The 15,668-nt window shown below is 34.6% G+C and carries 26 protein-coding genes and 1 pseudogene; 26 read left to right on the top strand and 1 reads right to left on the bottom strand.

Going from position 1 to position 15,668, the window contains the following annotated elements:
* The first annotated feature begins 12 nt into the window (after window positions 1-12).
* The 8 genes from HP569_RS14525 to HP569_RS05215 all read left to right on the top strand — a co-directional run bounded on the left by HP569_RS14525 (window position 13) and on the right by HP569_RS05215 (window position 4,070).
* Window positions 13-147, top strand: coding sequence for a hypothetical protein (locus HP569_RS14525; RefSeq protein ID WP_281366440.1), 135 nt, complete (start codon window positions 13-15; stop codon window positions 145-147).
* Entirely contained in the window at window positions 148-387 is a 240-nt protein-coding gene (locus HP569_RS05245; protein WP_182200109.1) for a hypothetical protein, read from the top strand. It abuts the gene before it with no gap.
* Complete coding sequence (locus HP569_RS05240) at window positions 384-773, top strand: hypothetical protein (protein WP_182200108.1); 390 nt, start codon at window positions 384-386, stop codon at window positions 771-773. The genes HP569_RS05245 and HP569_RS05240 overlap by 4 nt, the downstream gene beginning before the upstream one ends.
* A 95-nt stretch (window positions 774-868) precedes the next feature.
* A complete protein-coding gene (locus HP569_RS05235) occupies window positions 869-1,639 on the top strand; it encodes a DNA-methyltransferase (RefSeq protein ID WP_182200107.1) in 771 nt (256 codons plus the stop codon).
* A 10-nt stretch (window positions 1,640-1,649) separates the two neighbouring features.
* Window positions 1,650-2,084 carry a transcriptional regulator gene (locus tag HP569_RS05230; RefSeq protein ID WP_182200106.1) on the top strand — a complete coding sequence of 145 codons (435 nt, stop codon included), beginning with the start codon at window positions 1,650-1,652 and terminating at the stop codon, window positions 2,082-2,084.
* A 54-nt stretch (window positions 2,085-2,138) separates the two neighbouring features.
* Entirely contained in the window at window positions 2,139-3,098 is a 960-nt protein-coding gene (locus tag HP569_RS05225) for an ATP-binding protein (RefSeq protein ID WP_182200105.1), read from the top strand.
* 11 nt (window positions 3,099-3,109) lie between these two features.
* Window positions 3,110-3,451 carry an STAS-like domain-containing protein gene (locus HP569_RS05220; RefSeq protein WP_182200104.1) on the top strand — a complete coding sequence of 114 codons (342 nt, stop codon included), beginning with the start codon at window positions 3,110-3,112 and terminating at the stop codon, window positions 3,449-3,451.
* A gap of 1 nt (window position 3,452) precedes the next feature.
* Window positions 3,453-4,070: a PIN domain-containing protein gene (locus HP569_RS05215; protein WP_182200103.1), complete on the top strand. Its 618-nt coding sequence runs from the start codon at window positions 3,453-3,455 to the stop codon at window positions 4,068-4,070.
* Window positions 4,071-4,176: 106 nt separating this feature from the next.
* Here HP569_RS05215 and HP569_RS05210 read toward each other — a convergent pair whose 3' ends face one another.
* Window positions 4,177-4,314, bottom strand: coding sequence for a hypothetical protein (locus tag HP569_RS05210; protein ID WP_182200102.1), 138 nt, complete (start codon window positions 4,312-4,314; stop codon window positions 4,177-4,179).
* 110 nt (window positions 4,315-4,424) lie between these two features.
* Here HP569_RS05210 and HP569_RS05205 point away from each other — a divergent pair, with 110 nt between their 5' ends.
* From HP569_RS05205 to gpGT, 18 genes and pseudogenes are all read left to right on the top strand, one after another.
* A complete protein-coding gene (locus HP569_RS05205) occupies window positions 4,425-5,114 on the top strand; it encodes a hypothetical protein (RefSeq protein ID WP_182200101.1) in 690 nt (229 codons plus the stop codon).
* A 105-nt stretch (window positions 5,115-5,219) separates the two neighbouring features.
* On the top strand, window positions 5,220-5,576 hold the full coding sequence (locus tag HP569_RS05200) for a hypothetical protein (protein WP_182200100.1): 357 nt from the start codon (window positions 5,220-5,222) through the stop codon (window positions 5,574-5,576).
* A 78-nt stretch (window positions 5,577-5,654) separates the two neighbouring features.
* On the top strand, window positions 5,655-5,999 hold the full coding sequence (locus HP569_RS05195) for an HNH endonuclease (RefSeq protein ID WP_182200153.1): 345 nt from the start codon (window positions 5,655-5,657) through the stop codon (window positions 5,997-5,999).
* Between the two features lie 6 nt (window positions 6,000-6,005).
* Window positions 6,006-6,209, top strand: coding sequence for a hypothetical protein (locus HP569_RS05190; protein ID WP_182200099.1), 204 nt, complete (start codon window positions 6,006-6,008; stop codon window positions 6,207-6,209).
* Between the two features lie 145 nt (window positions 6,210-6,354).
* Window positions 6,355-6,513 (top strand): annotated as a pseudogene (locus HP569_RS14560) (helix-turn-helix domain-containing protein); the annotation flags it as partial.
* A 27-nt stretch (window positions 6,514-6,540) separates the two neighbouring features.
* Window positions 6,541-6,870 (top strand): hypothetical protein, encoded by a 330-nt coding sequence (locus HP569_RS14555; protein ID WP_343051105.1) that lies wholly within the window; start codon window positions 6,541-6,543, stop codon window positions 6,868-6,870.
* A 3-nt stretch (window positions 6,871-6,873) separates the two neighbouring features.
* Entirely contained in the window at window positions 6,874-8,559 is a 1,686-nt protein-coding gene (locus HP569_RS05180; RefSeq protein ID WP_182200098.1) for a terminase large subunit domain-containing protein, read from the top strand.
* A gap of 18 nt (window positions 8,560-8,577) precedes the next feature.
* The gene (locus HP569_RS05175) at window positions 8,578-9,714 is read left to right on the top strand and encodes a phage portal protein (protein WP_182200097.1); all 1,137 of its coding nucleotides are present in this window, start codon (window positions 8,578-8,580) and stop codon (window positions 9,712-9,714) included.
* Window positions 9,714-10,493, top strand: coding sequence for a head maturation protease, ClpP-related (locus HP569_RS05170; protein ID WP_182200096.1), 780 nt, complete (start codon window positions 9,714-9,716; stop codon window positions 10,491-10,493). Before HP569_RS05175 ends, HP569_RS05170 begins: the two co-directional genes overlap by 1 nt.
* Before the next feature lie 25 nt (window positions 10,494-10,518).
* Window positions 10,519-11,721 carry a phage major capsid protein gene (locus HP569_RS05165; RefSeq protein WP_182200095.1) on the top strand — a complete coding sequence of 401 codons (1,203 nt, stop codon included), beginning with the start codon at window positions 10,519-10,521 and terminating at the stop codon, window positions 11,719-11,721.
* A 58-nt stretch (window positions 11,722-11,779) separates the two neighbouring features.
* Entirely contained in the window at window positions 11,780-12,058 is a 279-nt protein-coding gene (locus tag HP569_RS05160; RefSeq protein ID WP_182200151.1) for a phage gp6-like head-tail connector protein, read from the top strand.
* Between the two features lies 1 nt (window position 12,059).
* On the top strand, window positions 12,060-12,428 hold the full coding sequence (locus HP569_RS05155; RefSeq protein WP_182200094.1) for a phage head-tail adapter protein: 369 nt from the start codon (window positions 12,060-12,062) through the stop codon (window positions 12,426-12,428).
* Window positions 12,425-12,817 carry a hypothetical protein gene (locus tag HP569_RS05150; RefSeq protein ID WP_182200093.1) on the top strand — a complete coding sequence of 131 codons (393 nt, stop codon included), beginning with the start codon at window positions 12,425-12,427 and terminating at the stop codon, window positions 12,815-12,817. The genes HP569_RS05155 and HP569_RS05150 overlap by 4 nt, the downstream gene beginning before the upstream one ends.
* On the top strand, window positions 12,817-13,200 hold the full coding sequence (locus tag HP569_RS05145; RefSeq protein WP_182200092.1) for a DUF3168 domain-containing protein: 384 nt from the start codon (window positions 12,817-12,819) through the stop codon (window positions 13,198-13,200). The genes HP569_RS05150 and HP569_RS05145 overlap by 1 nt, the downstream gene beginning before the upstream one ends.
* A gap of 155 nt (window positions 13,201-13,355) precedes the next feature.
* On the top strand, window positions 13,356-14,015 hold the full coding sequence (locus HP569_RS05140; RefSeq protein WP_182200091.1) for a major tail protein: 660 nt from the start codon (window positions 13,356-13,358) through the stop codon (window positions 14,013-14,015).
* 6 nt (window positions 14,016-14,021) lie between these two features.
* A complete protein-coding gene (locus tag HP569_RS05135; RefSeq protein WP_182200090.1) occupies window positions 14,022-15,068 on the top strand; it encodes a hypothetical protein in 1,047 nt (348 codons plus the stop codon).
* A gap of 36 nt (window positions 15,069-15,104) precedes the next feature.
* The gene (gene gpG / locus HP569_RS05130; RefSeq protein WP_182200089.1) at window positions 15,105-15,467 is read left to right on the top strand and encodes a phage tail assembly chaperone G; all 363 of its coding nucleotides are present in this window, start codon (window positions 15,105-15,107) and stop codon (window positions 15,465-15,467) included.
* Window positions 15,468-15,529: 62 nt separating this feature from the next.
* Window positions 15,530-15,652, top strand: coding sequence for a phage tail assembly chaperone GT (gene gpGT / locus HP569_RS14520; protein ID WP_281366439.1), 123 nt, complete (start codon window positions 15,530-15,532; stop codon window positions 15,650-15,652).
* Window positions 15,653-15,668: the final 16 nt, after the last annotated feature.

Here is a 15,668-nt window from a genome sequence, read left to right as displayed (position 1 = left end):
TAGGTGTGATAAATGAAAGGCATCGATCGCGAATCTATCATACAAGAACTATCACTCATTAAAGGGTACAGTGCTGAAGTATTTGAAAAGTTGACAGATGAACAACTTCTAAAAGAATTAAACAACGTATACAAAGCGGGTGATTAAATGCAATTGATTGTTACAAACATAAATAGATTGATAGGCACTACAGAACTTCATGGTGATGGAGAAATTGTAAAAGTAGAAATGCATCCTAAAGGAAAATATGATGTGACATTTAATTTAATGATCAGTAGCGGAGAGTATATTACATCTACGTGTACTTTAAAACATGATGAAGATTTATCTTTTGCAACCGCAGAGAAGAAGTTAATTGAAAAGTTAAAAGTGGGTCTTGAATTATGAACAAGGTAGATGAAAATCTTGCTGAAGTAGTTCGATACCAAAGAGAAATCAAAAAACTAACTGAAGAAGATAAAGTAGACAAGATTTATTTATTGTCAAAGCAATTGATATTTATCGGTAGGCTGTCTGCAATATACGCTGAACACTATAAACAGTTATATGTCTATCGCAAGCAATTGTATAACGAGGAATACTTAAAAGCGAAAAAGCATAAAGCAGCTACTGCAGAAATCGCGGTTGTTGAAGTTAGAAAACAAGAAGCGGAAGCATACGGTAATTACAAACGATGGAACGTCGCATTTATAACCACAAGAGAAGAAATCAATGCATTGAAATATAAGGTGCGAATTGATTTAGCGGACGGTTCTAGTAGTAATACATTTTAAATTAAAAGGAGACCTCTAACCAGGTCTCCAAAACAAACAAGAACAAACGTTCCCTTTTTCAATCATTATTTTACTACAGAAAAGGGGAAAAAGAAATGAATATCAAGTACAACACGATCTATAACATGGACTGCATAACAGGAATGAAGACGATACCGGATAAATCAGTAGACATGATATTATGCGATTTACCATACGGTACAACTAACTGTAGGTGGGATGAAATTATTCCATTTAATCAACTATGGGAACAGTATAAGCGGATTATTAAAGACAATGGAGCTATTGTTTTAACAGCAAGTCAACCATTCACAACAAAACTAATCGCAAGTAATATGAGCTGGTTCCGTTATGAGTGGATCTGGAAGAAAGGCAAACACACTACAGGATTTCAAAACGCCAAGCGAATGCCGCTTAAAAACCACGAAAACATTTGTGTGTTTTATAAAAAGCTACCAACTTATCATCCGCAAGGGTTAATTCCGCTTGTTAAAGTTCGTAAAGGACAACGTAAGAAAACAGGTGGAATATTTAAAGAAAACGATACGAGTTTGTTAAAAGAATATACAACTACACATACAAATTATCCGAAGTCTATATTGGATTTTTCAAGAGACAGTAAAACATTCCATCCAACACAAAAACCATTAGTTTTATTTGAGTATTTAATCAAAACGTACACAAACCGTGGAGACGTTGTACTAGATAATTGTATGGGTTCATTTACTACTGCAGTAGCAGCAGATAATACAAAAAGAAAATGGATAGGATTCGAACTGGAGAAGGATTACTGTACACAAGGAATGGAAAGAGTCAATGACAACCGAGAGAAATTAGGGCTGCCTAAAGTAGATATCATCAGCTAGGGGGAGTTACATGGCCACAGCCATTAAAGTAAAGAAGACCACATTTAAACATATTGAAGCGGAATGGTATAACTATCATGCAACACTAAAAGAGATAGCTAATTTACGAGAAGAGATTATGTATCCCATGCAAGAGCATGAAGACATCAACATTGTCAAAGGTTCTAATTCTGTTAGACAACCAGGTGATCCTACTCAACGTATAGCAACTAGGTTAACAACAAATAAAAGAATTAAATATCTACAAGAGATGGTAGAGGCTGTAGAAACAGTTTATAATGCTTTACCTGATGAATATAAAAACTTAGTTCGCATTAAATATTGGAGTAAAAGTAGATTAACTTGGGAAGGCGTTGCTTTAGAACTTAATGTTAGTAAAAGGCAAGCCATGCGTTGGAGAGATGGAATTATTCAAGCTACTGCTGAAGTGATTGGATGGAGATGAAGTTAAGTTTTAAAAAGCTAAGTTAAAATAATTTGTTGATTTTGCAGGAAAACAATGATTATTGTAGAATTTGTTAAAGTAATGACTAAATCATTTTATATTTTAACAACAAATTATGAGGAGTTTGGATACTTCATGTACAAAATAAGAATTCCAACAATAAACGATGAAATAGAAGATTTCATAAAACTATTTAATATATATAATGAATCTATAAATTTATCACATTCTGAGGTGCTATTAGATTTTAGCTTTTGTAGATTTCTCAGACAAAATGCAGTGGCTTTTTTAGGAGGGGTAATAAGAAATCTACAAAAAAATAATATTACTGTATACCTTAATTTGAATATTTTAGAGAAAAAAGTATATACTAATTTAGAACAAAATGGTTTTATATCGCATTTTTTTGATGAAACAGGACCTTGGACGGGTAATTCAATTCCGTATTTAGAATCTTATAATGAAGATGGTATAAACAATTATTTAGAAGAAAAGTGGCTTGGAAGAGGATGGATTAACATTAGTGAAGATTTAAAAAATGCAATTGTCGGAAAAGTATATGAAATATTCGCAAATGCGTACGAGCATAGTAAATCTGAAATAGGTGTTTTTAGTTGTGGACAGCATTATCCATCTGGTAATGAGTTAAAGTTAACAGTTGTTGACTTTGGTGTAAGTATTCCTAAAAACGTAAGAAATTTTCTGGGAGATGTCTCTTTATCATCGTACGAGGCTATAAGGTGGGCTTTAGCTGACAAAAATACTACAAGGATTTCTGAAGACTATATAGGCGGATTAGGGTTAGGGGTATTAAAAGATTTTATAGAAATAAACAGAGGTAAGCTTGAAATATATTCTGATGATGGTTGCTGTGTTATAAGCAAAAATGGTGTCCAGTATTATTCGTTAAACACTACATTTTTAGGAACAGCAATAAATATTTCTTTAAATTGTGATGAAAATAAGTATAGCTTTAAAGAAGAACAAATTGATGATGATTTCTTTCTATTTTAAGGAGGATGAAAATGCTAATTAAGGTATTTGATCTTATAGGTGATAAAAACGCTCTCTCAATGGATAAAGGAGAGAAAGTGTATAAAGCAATAAGAGAATCAATTGATAACGAAAAAAATGTAGAAGTTGATTTTGAAGGAGTGCAAATTTTTGCAACACTTTTTTTTAATACTGCAATAGGAAAGTTGCTAAAAGACTACCACGCAGAAGACTTAAATGATAAAATAAAATTTATCAATCTAACAGATAATGGGAAAAATCTTGTGAGAAAATCAATTAAAAATTCTGCTGAATATTACAATAATACTGATCTTAAGAACGCAGTTGATAAAGTTATAAATGAGGAGAATTAGTATGATCATTAATGCAAAGGGAATAATCGATATAAATAATGATACTCCATTAGAACAAGATGAATTCTTTGTAGATACAAATGTTTGGTTTTGGTTAACTTATCATCGGGCAAACCAAAACGGAAATAAGTACCAATTGACTGATTATCCTAATTATATAGAAGCGGCACTAGTTTTAGGGACAAAGCTTTTTAGATCAGGCTTATCATTGTCAGAATTAGCTCATCAAATTGAAAAAGTAGAACGAGAGATTTACAAGATCACTACTAACAACAAGGGGTTAAAGCCTAAAGATTATAGAATTAATCAATCAGAAAGAGCGAAAGTGGTGGAAGAAGTTGAAACTTCCTGGGAACAAGTAAAAACTTTCGGAAGACCACTAGAACATGAATATATAAATGAAGTTACTACAGATTTAGCATTAAATAAAATGGGAAAACAAGCGTTGGATGGTTATGATTTGTTTTTAATGGAGTTCGTTGAACGAGCTGGAATAAACAAGGTTATATCAGACGATAAAGATTTAGCATCTGTCCCTAATATTTATTTATTTACTGCAAATAAAAATTTAATTTCAGAAGCAGAATCTCAAGGAAAACTTATAGTTAGAAAAATCTAGTCATTTTAATGTCACTTTTAACGTTATAAAACGTGTTATTATGCTAGTATAGGATTTTTATATTAAAAAGGCATTCACTATAATTATAGTTGAGTGCCTTTTTTCGCTACCAATCATTCATGGCATCCCAATTAATGAATGAATCTAAAACATCCTTTGCTGATTGTTGATCTAAGTTAGCAATCCAGCCTAGAATTAGTAAAGCAAATGCTACTCCAAGTAATCCAGATAAGTATCTTTTCAATATAAAGCCTCCTTTACATAACAATTCGACATATGATTAAATTTACCTGCTAAACTTGCAGGATTTTACTTATTTTTGTCGAAAATGTTTTATTAAGGAGGAAGATTAATATGGATAAGAAAGAAGAGAAAGGTCAAAAATATTTAGTTTCCGATTTAATATATCTATTTAAAAAGAACCAAAAGTGGATTTATTTTTTCTTGTTAATAACTATACTTCCACCAATCATATTTAATTATATAATTTCAAAAAGTGTTCCTAACATACACGTTGTCCAAGATAATAATTGGATTGGTTTTTTTGGAAGTTATCTAGGGTCTATAATTGGTGGTGTTTTGACATTATTAGGGGTTAGATTAACTATAACTTCAAGCGAGAATCAAAGGTTTGTAAATAAAGCTCCTATTGATTTTAGAAAAATTGATTTCATTTTAATTGAAATAAAAGAATTGTTAGATTTGTTAATGACACAAAAAAAAGATGAAAGAACACTTGTAATGTTTGATAAATATCGTGTTGATGAAAAAATTAAAACATTAATGTATGATGCTAGTGAAATAGATGGTACTGTATATCTATATATAAAAAATATAAAGACCGATATAAATTTGTTTTTTAATGAAAATTGGAAATATGTAAAGACTGATGGTTGGGGTAATAATTTGGTGATTGAAAATAAAGAAATTGAGTTTATAAAAAAACTACTAGAGTTGCATGAAAATATAGACTGGAGCCGAAAACAAATCGCAAATCATAAAAGGAAAATTAGTGAAAGATATTATAAATTAATGAAGCCTTAACTATTTAGGAATCTCGATATAAACGGAGATTCCTTTTTCTTCTGGAAAAACAATCCAATAACTGATAAAATTCTATGTAATGATACATGGAAAGGATTGGTTTAGATGAGCAATAATTTTTATAGTAAGCTAGGAATATTTATCGTTGCATTAGGTTTTATTGGAGCAATAGGAATTATCTCTTCTTTTGATTGGGAAACATGGAGTGAAGTAAAAGAGTATCCAGATGAATATATGGGTACTTTTATGGCACTGAAATCTCAATTAACCAGTGTATGGACAACGGCTATTACATCATTCGTAGGTAGTTTAGCTGTCGGGGCTGTATTAATGGCGCTTGGTAGGATTGTTGAATTGTTAGAAGATATTAGAGGTACGAAGCCTGGCAACAGAGAAAAGAATAACATACATAAACCTAAAAAAGTTCCAGAACCAGATAACACACCACGTATTAACTGGTGATGAACATTTATAAATTTTCGATAAGACATCTCACACAAAGAGATGTCTTTTTATTATGCATAAAAGTAGGTGAGGAAGATTGCTGAATACAAAACTAAGCAACAAAAGCGTAAGTTCTATGACAGTAGACCATGGAAGCTATTACGGGAAGATATTAAGGAACGTGACAATTACGAATGCCAGGAGTGTAAACGACAAGGCGGATTAACGATTGATACCAATGAGTACAGTGAGTCTGCAAAGCGCAAGAAGATCGTGCTGGTAGTGGACCATATCAAAGAGATAGAAGACTATCCGGAGCTTGCACTTGATGAGGACAATCTACAAACGTTATGTGTTAACTGTCATAACAAGAAACATGGGAGATATGTTGATTATTCTTTATGGAGAAAGAAACCTAAGTGGGATGATGAATGGTGGTGATGTTAGTTGAGGATTGGAATTGATTTTGCAAACGGGGATGATTATACATTAAGTGATAGAGTGTTAGCTTGCGTTAAGGAAGTTAAATCAAGAATGGTGTATGGAGAAACAACAGAACAATCATTCAACAATGCCATTTATATTTACGAACTAAGCGAGAGCGAAAAAAGATATTTAGATAATTATTTTGTTAGAACACCCCCCACCTAAAAAGTTTCGCGATTTTAACCATCGGGGGCACCGGTAAAGGGGGAGTCAACTCGGCGGTTGCAACATGAAATGATACCCCCTCCCTACCCGTAGTCCATACAGAAAGAAGGTGATTAATTTGGATAAGCAAAAAGTTGGTTTTCGAATGAAGGAAAAACGAAAAGAGAAAAAGTTGACACAAGCTGATTTTTCTAAGGAAGCAGGGATTTCAACGAACTATTATGCAAGTCTTGAACAAGGTAAAAATTCTCCTAGTTTAGAACTCTTGGCTAAAATTGCAGAAGCGTTAGGCGTATCTGTACTTTATTTATTAAACGACAGAATTGATGACATGGAGGGTCGAGTAGAGTTAGAAGTTAAAAGACTGAAGAGTCTTTTTAAAAACATCCCTAAAAACCAACTGGACGTTGCAGAAGGATTAATCACTCAGGCTGCTCGACTACGAATTTTATTAGATGATAACTGGAAAGACATCTTAGAAAACGGGGAGTATGAAAAGTTTTCGCAAAGTGAGAACCAGGTGCCGTATGATCGCAAGCGACCTATAGTTGAAAACTATGACAATCGAGATAAAACCTATCAGACGATTATTAAACAATTAACCGATCTATTGCCACAACCTAAAAATGATGGGAAATCGAAATTATTAGGTCGTAGATAGCTTATGATGTATAACAAGTATGTTGAAGATTATATAAAGAACTGGAAATGTGGCAAACTATTACTTAACAAAAAAAGAATACAGCTAATCTGTTTAATTGAGAAACATATATTACCGCGTGATGATCTTTATTATTTCGATGAAGAGCAAATTGAAAATTATATAGATTTCAGTGAAACCTGGTATTTCGAATTAGATGAATGGGAGAAATTTATAACCCCATTCATTTTTTTGTTCCGTAAAGAAGATGATGAACCTATATTTGATGAGTTTGTCATTAACATGGGGCGCGGTGGTGGTAAGAATGGTTTCATCTCTACCCTTGCTAATTACTTCATCAGTCCTTTACACGGGATTGACTACTATGATGTCTCTATTGTTGCTAACTCTGAAAAGCAGGCAAAGAGAAGTTTCTTAGAATGTTTTCGGGTTATAAATAAAAACGGCAATGAGGATCTACTAGAAGAATTTGAAGCCTTTAAAAGTAGCATTACTGGTACAGAAACACAAAGCGTTTTCGAGTATAAAACAAGTAATGCTAGCTCGCAAGATGGTGGGCGTGAAGGTGCAGTAATCTATGATGAGTATCATGAAATGGAAGATACAGAAATCGTTGACGTATTTTCTGGTGGTCTTGGTAAGGTTGATTGCGGTAGACAATTTTTCATCGGAACAAAAGGCTATGTTCGAGAAGGGTATTTCGATATTAAATATCGTGAATGCGAAGATGTGCTTAATGGATTAATTGAGTTCTCAGGTGTTTTTCCATACATCTGTGAGTTAGATGATTTAAAAGAAATGGATGATCCAAATAATTGGGCGAAAGCTAATCCCGCACTTCAAGAACCTTTGAATAAACGTGGTAAACGCTTATTCAACAAGGTTAAAAAGGAATATGACAAGTTAGCTTATAATCCGTCTGGACGTGCTGCGTTTGTTACTAAACGAATGAATTTCATAGAAGACAATATGGAAAACTCTGTTGCTTCCCGTGAAGAAATAATGGCAACTAATCGACCATTTTTCAAACTCGATACAAAGCCTATTGGGTCGTTAGATTTTGGTAGTGTGCGAGATTTTACTACATGCGGACTGCTATTTAAGAAAAAAGACGAATACGCATTTAAATCATTTACATTTGCTATTAAACATTTTTGCGATGTGCATTATGGGTACTCAAATACGAATAACAATTTTGGTACTGAGAAAAAAGCGCCAATAAAGAAGTGGGAAAAAGATGGATTGATGAAGGTTGTGGATGAACCTTCTTTAAATCCTATGCACGCAGTTGACTGGTTTGTTGAAATGCGCGAGATATATGGTGTGGAAAAAATTATTGCTGATAATTATAAGTTGGATATTTTAAGACCTCTACTTGAAGCAGAAGGTTTTGAAGTGGAAGGGATAAGACGACCTTCAAGCATTCATCCATTACTAGCGCCACGTGTAGAAGATGGATTTGCAAATCATAAATTTATTTTTGATGATAACCCATTAATGCGTTGGTTTACCAATAATGTTTATGTAAAAGAAACTCAAGCAGGAAAGCAGTTTTTAAAGAAAGAAGAAGTCAAGCGTAAAACAGATGGGTTCCAGGCATTCGTCCACGCGTTGTATCGTGCTAGTGAGTTGGAAGATGAAACTGACCTTAATGACTCATTAGATGCACTAGAAGCTTTGAACTACTAAAGGAGGTGAATAAAAAAGGTGGGATGGTTGGATAAAGTTTTACGACGAAATAGTGAACTCGAATCTTTATTTGATTTAGATTTAATTGACGAAACAAATCACAGATATTATTTAAAGCAAATTGCTCTGGAAACCAATATCAATTTTATAGGACGTACAATAAGTCAATCTGATTTCAGGATTATGAAAGATCAAAAACGACAGTATAACGATTGGCATTATTTATTAAATGTTCGTCCAAATACAGATCAGACAGCTGCGAACTTTTGGCAAGACTTTATCTATAAATTAATTTATGAAAATGAAGTTTTAGTAATTTTGACAGATAATAACGATTTGCTGATAGTTGATGACTTTGAAAGAATCGAATATGCAGTTTATCCCGATAAATTTGTTGATGTTACTGTAAAAGATTATACCTTCGGGCGTTCTTTTCAAATGGATGAAGTTATTTATTTGACCTTTAACAATGAAAAGCTAACAAAGTTTATGGATGGAATGTTTAGAGATTTTGGTAATTTGTTCAGTCGTATGGTTGAAATTAGTATGCGTAACCAGCAAATACGAGGAACTGTTGGATTGGATACCGCACAGAAATTAGATAAAGAAACCCAAGGGAAGTTACAAGAGTTTATTGACAAGCTATTTGCATCTTTTAAAAAAAATACGGTCGCTCTGGTTCCGAAGCTAAAAGGGTTTACTTATGAAGAAGTTTCAAAAGGTGATGGTAAAGGGCAATCTATTGAGGAAATTACAAAACTTAAAAGAACTCTAACTGATGATGTGGCTGATATTTTAGGAATACCAAATGCATTAGTGCATGGAGATTTATCAGATTATGAAACAAGTATTAAGGCATACATTAAGTTTTGTGTTGGACCATTAGTGAAGAAAATATCAGATGAACTAAATGCAAAATTGATTGAAAAATACGACCATTTAAAAGGTGAGCGAATCGATGTTAAGGGCATTACAGAAAAGAGCGCAATTGAAAATGCAAATAATGCAGACAAAATGGTTGCCAGTGGAGCATGGAGCAGGAATGATGTTAGAGAAAAGTTTGGTGATGAGCGTGTTGATGATCCACGAATGGATGAATATGTTATCACGAAAAATTATCAAACATTAGATGAACTTGAAGGAGGTGAGAATTGATGCCAAAGAGAATTAATGTAAAAGGTCCTATCGTGTCTAGCGATATTTCATGGATATATGACTTGTTTGACATAGAACATACGTCACCGCAAGGGGTTGCTAAGCAAATCGAAGAAGCTGATGGTGATAGTTTAGAAGTCATTATCAATAGTGGAGGCGGTGAAGTATATGCCGCATCTGAAATATACACGGAGTTAAAGTCTTATGCTGCAAGTGTTGAAACACGAATAGTAGGATTAGCTGCATCTGCAGCAAGTGTAATCGCAATGGCCGGTGATAGAGTATTGATCGCTCCAACAGGAGAAATGATGATTCACAATTCCAAAATGGGTTATTTGGGAGACCACCGGGACATGAGCAAAGCATCTGAAATGCTACAAAATACGGATAAGACGATTGCTAATGCCTATCGCTTAAAGACCGGTATGAATGAGAAAGAATTACTGGATCTCATGGGTGAAGAAACATGGCTAACTCCGCAGGATGCTCTTGAAAAAGGTCTAGTTGATGAAATCATGTTTGAAAATGAAATTAAACTTACAGCCAACGCTGGTGTTTTAAATTTAATACCTCAAGAAGTCATTGATGGTATTAGACAAGGGAAGTTAAACAAAGTGCCAGGTAAATCTGAACAGACATTAGATAAAGAAACTGTAAAGAATATGTTTGCTGATTTTAAGGAAGAAATTTTAAATGAATTAAAAGAAAATAACAATAATCAAAATGAACCTTCAACAGCTGCAGCAACGCAGCCAAAAAGAAAAGGGTTCATTTTTTAATTTAAAAATATTGGAGGAATGAGAAATGACAATTAAATTAAAAGGGAAGATGGATAATTTTAAAGCTAAAAAAGAAGCATATATGGATTTAGTGAAAGCGGAAGAACAAGACCAGGAGAAGCTTGCAACTGCATGGGATGAGATGCAGACAGCTCTTGCTGAAGATTTAACTGAAAAGATTACTGCAGAAGTACGCACGCAACAGATGGATGCACAGATTCTATCGGCACGTGGTCAAAACGTTCTCACTTCAGAAGAGAAGAAGTTCTTTAATGCAGTTGTGACATCTGGTGGATTTGAAGAAGACTCTATTTTGCCAGAAACTACTCAAGAAAGAGTATTCGAGGATCTAGCAGAAGCTCATCCATTACTGCAAGCAATTGGTCTACGAGATCTAGGGGCAGTGACGCGTTTTATTAAATCTGATCCGACAAAAGCTTATGCATGGGGTAAATTGTTTGGAGATATTAAAGGACAAGTTAGCTCAGCGTTTAGCGAAGAGCAAATCACGCAATTGAAACTTACTGCATTCGCTGTAATACCAAAGGACATGTTGGAACTAGGCCCTGTGTGGGTAGAACGTTATGTTCGTAATCTATTAGTTGAATCGTACTCCGTAGGATTAGAATATGGACTAGTAAATGGTCGTGGACCAACAAAAAATGAACCAATAGGATTAATGAAAAACGTTAATTCTGAAAACGGAGCTGTTACAGAAAAAACGTCATCTGGTACTCTAACATTTGCACCATCAGATAAAGGGCAAGTCGTAGTTGGTGAATTACATGATGTTATTCAAGCTTTGTCAACCGATGAAAAAGATAAAGCTAGAAAAGTGTTAAATAAAATTGTAATGGTAGTCAATCCAATCGATGCTATTAGTGTGCAAGCTAGAAACACAATTCAAACAGCTAATGGACAATGGGTAACGGCTTTACCATACAACATTAAAGTTGTTGAATCAGAAGAAATTCCTTCAAAGAAAGCATTATTCTTTGTACAAGGAAAATATCTTGCAGCACTAGCGGGAGGATACAAGACAAACAAGTTTGATCAAACATTAGCGATTGAAGATGCAATGCTTTACACAATTAAGCAGTTTGCTAATGGTAAGCCAGAGGATAATAAAACAGCTTTGCTATATGACTTGAATATCCAGTTCAATACTAGTGATAATACGACAACTACAACAAGCACTAGCACAACAACTACAACGACTGGCGCATAACGGGGTGATGTGATTGGCAGAGATCACGAAAACAATTGTAGATGAATTTAAAGACAGGATGCATATTTCTCATGATGAGGACAGCAATTTAAAACGATTGTTGTCCTTTTCTGTGTCAGCAATAAAAAGCAGTTGCGGTGAATTTAATATTAACGGTACAACGGATATTGATAATCGAGCTAAAGAATTGGTGTTTGAGCGTACGCGATATGCTTACAATGATGCGGTTGAATACTTTGATGACAACTTCTTGAGTGACATTCTCAGCCTGGGCTTAGATATGGAGTTTGCAAAAGATGATACAACAACTACTACCACAACAATAGGGGGTGTCTAAATTGCGGAAATTCGAATATAAACCACCTCGATTGCATTCTGGCCAATTACGGACACCTACTACATTTTATGAATACGCACCTAATCCTGGTCCAGAACCAGGTGAGCAAGAAAAGAAACCTCTATATGAATGTATGGCCAAGATTGACGAAGTGTGGTTAAAGGATGTAGAGCGAGCTAAGTCAAACGGTACTTTATCTGATATCACCATTGTAATAAGAGATCCATTACAAGATTTTATTCCAACGGATAAGCACTATATAGCTATTGATCATCCGCAATATATAGGGAAACGTTACAATGTGAAACATGTCCAACCGGATCCACAAAATAGTCGTTTTATTAATGTTATTGCGGAGTTGGTCAAATGAGTGTGGAAGTAAAAGGTTTAAAAAAACTGCAAAATGAGCTTGAGAAAAAACTCGGACAACAAGCAATGCAATGTATTAGTGACAAGGCTTTGCTAGATGCAGCTAATGAATTTGTTAAGGTTTTAAAACAAGAATTTGAAAGTTTTAAAGACACAGGGGCAAGTATCGATGAAATAACTATAACGGGGCCTGTTTGGGAGAATGGCGTTCGCACAATTAAGATACATTGGCGTGGTCCTAATGGTCGATACCGCATAATCCATTTAAACGAATGGGGAACAATTAATAATCCTAATCCAGCTGGTAAGGGTGCTATAGCAAGAGCATTAAAGAATAGCGAGAAAGTATACCGTGATGCTGTTCGAAAAGCATTGAAAGGTGGTCTGTGATGGATATATTAGACATGATCTATGATGCATTAATTGCAGATGACTATATAAATACCAACGCTGCTGGTTGCATTAAGTTTTATGAGTACCCTGAAACAGGTGATATGACAGGTGCTTATATTGTTATAGATCCAATGGATACACCGACAACAATTGTTTTTGCAGATGATACATGGACAAGGTTGGATTTTTTACTGCAGATCGATGTATGGAGTAAAGACAGAAAATTGACGGATAAACTAGCTGATAAAGTACGTGATTTGATATGGGAGCATTTTGGCTTTAGACAAACAGCAGGACCAAAAGAATATGACAAAGGTGTGTTCCGTGATGCTAGGAGGTATCGCGGTTCTTTGTATCGAGAAGATTTTAATAATTTATAGGAGTGATAGATATGGTATTTAAGGAATACAAAAATCCAGAAGAGACTAATTGGCGTGGATGGTTAGAAAATGGGAATGGTGATGTTATTGGTTTTGTAAAGCTTGATGGAAAAATTTCATTTGAATAGTAATCAAACAATGAGGAGTGAATCGAAATGAACGAAGAAAAAACAAAGTTATTAAAATTAGATTTGCAACATTTTGCTACAGGCGAAAAAAACTATAGAGCATCTACTGGAGTAGATGAATTTTATTACGGCATTGTTGACGATGGTTTAACGGCTGCACAGTTAGAGCGAGTGAAATTTTTGCAGAACATTACGGTAGATATGCCACAAGAAGTGGTTCGTGCGTATGGTGACAACGAAACAGCAGAAATGGCGGTGTCGAGTGGGGATGTAAGTGTAAACTCTGCTTTTCATAAAATACCTATAGAAGATAAGCAAAAGCTATTAGGTTGGGAAGTAGTAGAAGGTTTAACTGCAGCGGGTAATAATGACAACCCTCCGTATGTAGGTGTTATATTTACGAAAACTTATGAAGACGGTTCAAAGGAATATGTTGGTTTGCCTAAAGGAATATTCACCAGACCATCTATAACAGGTAATACAAAGGGTCAAAATACAGAGTTCTCTAATGAAGAGATTTCTGCTCAATTCATGGATAGAGAAGTAACTGGTTTTTCAAAGAAAAAATCAGTTATCTTTGCGCGTGATGCTAAAGATTCTACAACCAATCGCGATGCATTATTCCAGAAAATCTTTGGCATTGCACATCCATCGACAACTACGACCACTACTACAACTGGAGCTTAATAATGTATGAAGTACATTTTATGTCAACCAGCAATCAAACGATTTGAATGGGAATTAGAAGTCTGTATAACAAGACTTCAAAAACTAGGCATCCGTGATATTGTTTTGCTTTTTACAAAGCAGGATGACCGGGTGCCTTTATATTTACAAGAAACTTATGATGTGGAAACGCATGTATATAGCGATGATCGACACGATAAATCTTATATTCCATCTGTAAAACCATACTTATGGATGAGGTATTTACAAGAGAATCCATCGAGGGAAAACGAAACCTATTTTTATTTGGATAGTGACGTACTTTTAAGAGAAATACCAAAAGTTAAACCAACTAAAAATAAATGGATTGCATCTGCTTGTGAGAGTTATTTAAGTGTGGCTTACATTGATAGCAAAGATACAAGCTTGCTAGAGGATATGTGCAACGTTATAGGTGTTGATCCGGAATTAATACGCAATAACAATCCGATAGGTGGAGCGCAATGGGCAATCAAACATCCAAGCTATGAATATTGGAAAAAGGTTTATCATGACTCTATCACATTATATAAGTTGCTCGATAAGTCAAACACAGATATTCAAAAGTGGACAGCTGAGATGTGGGCACAATTGTGGAACGTTTATCACTTTGGTAATGATGTGAAGGTGCCTGAAGAAATGAGTTTTTCTTGGCCAACGGATCCAATTGAAAAATATGATGAAACTAAAATCTTTCATAATGCTGGTGTCGTTGACGATCATCAGAATCTATTTTTTAAAGGGAAGTATGTTAATCATACACCTTTTAATGATTCGCTTGAACATGTTAACCAAGACAGAGCATCATATGAATACGTAAAAGCGATAAAGGAGGTAAAAAATATGGCGAAAAGTGCAAAGTATTTGTCAAATGAAAACTGGCGTGATTTAGATGACGACAAAGAATATGAAAAAGATAAGCCATGGCCACGTCCGGTAAACAAGAAAGTTAGCCAAGAGCGTATTGATGAACTATTGTCGGACAAAAACAAAGCTGGACGCCCAATGATTAGAAAAGTGGAAGAGCAGGGATAAAACCTTGCTCTTTTTAATTTAGGAGGAATTGTTAATATGGCAAATTTAAAAAGAAACATGTTAGAGCTAGTTAAGAATCCAGAAGGTGTGCTAAAAGGTGACGAACCAGAAGTTGAAAAGGTATGGACACCTGCTTTTATACCTTTAAGAGTTGCTCGTGATGCTATCGAAGTGTGGCATGAAGTAGAAGCCAACACAGAAATGACTGAGGCAGATAAGTTTGATAAGATTGCAGATTTTGTGGCCAATGAAGTGTTTGCTGGAAAGATTACACCAGATGATATTTATAATCGTCTACACGCACCTGGTGGTCAAGATGTGTTGAAACAACAATTAATTTTTGTCGCGCAAGGGCAACAAAGCAATGAAACAAAAAACTTTTTGGCGAAGAAGAATTAACGGATGAGGATTTTTCTATCGCCAAGCAAGCGGAATACTTAGATAAACTCATCCTTAAATTGATGGACAACGGCAAGGACATTAACGAGATACTCGATATGCCAATTCATTATATTGTGCAGCTAATGGAAGATAAAAATAAACCAAAAGAAGAAAAATCACTTATTGCTGCTTTTGGTGGTTAAGAAGGGAGGATAAATG

The organism is Paraliobacillus salinarum (genome assembly GCF_014083865.1).
Classification (GTDB): Bacteria; Bacillota; Bacilli; order Bacillales; family Amphibacillaceae; genus Paraliobacillus; species Paraliobacillus salinarum.
The sequence above is the reverse complement of the archived record's forward strand: the minus strand, read 5'-3'. Positions and strand labels throughout refer to the sequence as shown.

Bases quoted from the DNA above. Each gene is read 5' to 3' on its own strand.
- HP569_RS14525 (WP_281366440.1), top strand. From the start codon at position 13: ATGAAAGGCATCGATCGCGAATCTATCATACAAGAACTATCACTCATT.
- HP569_RS05245 (WP_182200109.1), top strand. From the start codon at position 148: ATGCAATTGATTGTTACAAACATAAATAGATTGATAGGCACTACAGAA.
- HP569_RS05240 (WP_182200108.1), top strand. From the start codon at position 384: ATGAACAAGGTAGATGAAAATCTTGCTGAAGTAGTTCGATACCAAAGA.
- HP569_RS05235 (WP_182200107.1), top strand. From the start codon at position 869: ATGAATATCAAGTACAACACGATCTATAACATGGACTGCATAACAGGA.
- HP569_RS05230 (WP_182200106.1), top strand. From the start codon at position 1,650: ATGGCCACAGCCATTAAAGTAAAGAAGACCACATTTAAACATATTGAA.
- HP569_RS05225 (WP_182200105.1), top strand. From the start codon at position 2,139: ATGATTATTGTAGAATTTGTTAAAGTAATGACTAAATCATTTTATATT.
- HP569_RS05220 (WP_182200104.1), top strand. From the start codon at position 3,110: ATGCTAATTAAGGTATTTGATCTTATAGGTGATAAAAACGCTCTCTCA.
- HP569_RS05215 (WP_182200103.1), top strand. From the start codon at position 3,453: ATGATCATTAATGCAAAGGGAATAATCGATATAAATAATGATACTCCA.
- HP569_RS05205 (WP_182200101.1), top strand. From the start codon at position 4,425: ATGGATAAGAAAGAAGAGAAAGGTCAAAAATATTTAGTTTCCGATTTA.
- HP569_RS05200 (WP_182200100.1), top strand. From the start codon at position 5,220: ATGAGCAATAATTTTTATAGTAAGCTAGGAATATTTATCGTTGCATTA.
- HP569_RS14555 (WP_343051105.1), top strand. From the start codon at position 6,541: ATGGAGGGTCGAGTAGAGTTAGAAGTTAAAAGACTGAAGAGTCTTTTT.
- HP569_RS05180 (WP_182200098.1), top strand. From the start codon at position 6,874: ATGATGTATAACAAGTATGTTGAAGATTATATAAAGAACTGGAAATGT.
- HP569_RS05170 (WP_182200096.1), top strand. From the start codon at position 9,714: ATGCCAAAGAGAATTAATGTAAAAGGTCCTATCGTGTCTAGCGATATT.
- HP569_RS05165 (WP_182200095.1), top strand. From the start codon at position 10,519: ATGACAATTAAATTAAAAGGGAAGATGGATAATTTTAAAGCTAAAAAA.
- HP569_RS05160 (WP_182200151.1), top strand. From the start codon at position 11,780: ATGCATATTTCTCATGATGAGGACAGCAATTTAAAACGATTGTTGTCC.
- HP569_RS05150 (WP_182200093.1), top strand. From the start codon at position 12,425: ATGAGTGTGGAAGTAAAAGGTTTAAAAAAACTGCAAAATGAGCTTGAG.
- HP569_RS05145 (WP_182200092.1), top strand. From the start codon at position 12,817: ATGGATATATTAGACATGATCTATGATGCATTAATTGCAGATGACTAT.
- HP569_RS05140 (WP_182200091.1), top strand. From the start codon at position 13,356: ATGAACGAAGAAAAAACAAAGTTATTAAAATTAGATTTGCAACATTTT.
- HP569_RS05135 (WP_182200090.1), top strand. From the start codon at position 14,022: ATGAAGTACATTTTATGTCAACCAGCAATCAAACGATTTGAATGGGAA.
- gpG (WP_182200089.1), top strand. From the start codon at position 15,105: ATGGCAAATTTAAAAAGAAACATGTTAGAGCTAGTTAAGAATCCAGAA.
- gpGT (WP_281366439.1), top strand. From the start codon at position 15,530: ATGGACAACGGCAAGGACATTAACGAGATACTCGATATGCCAATTCAT.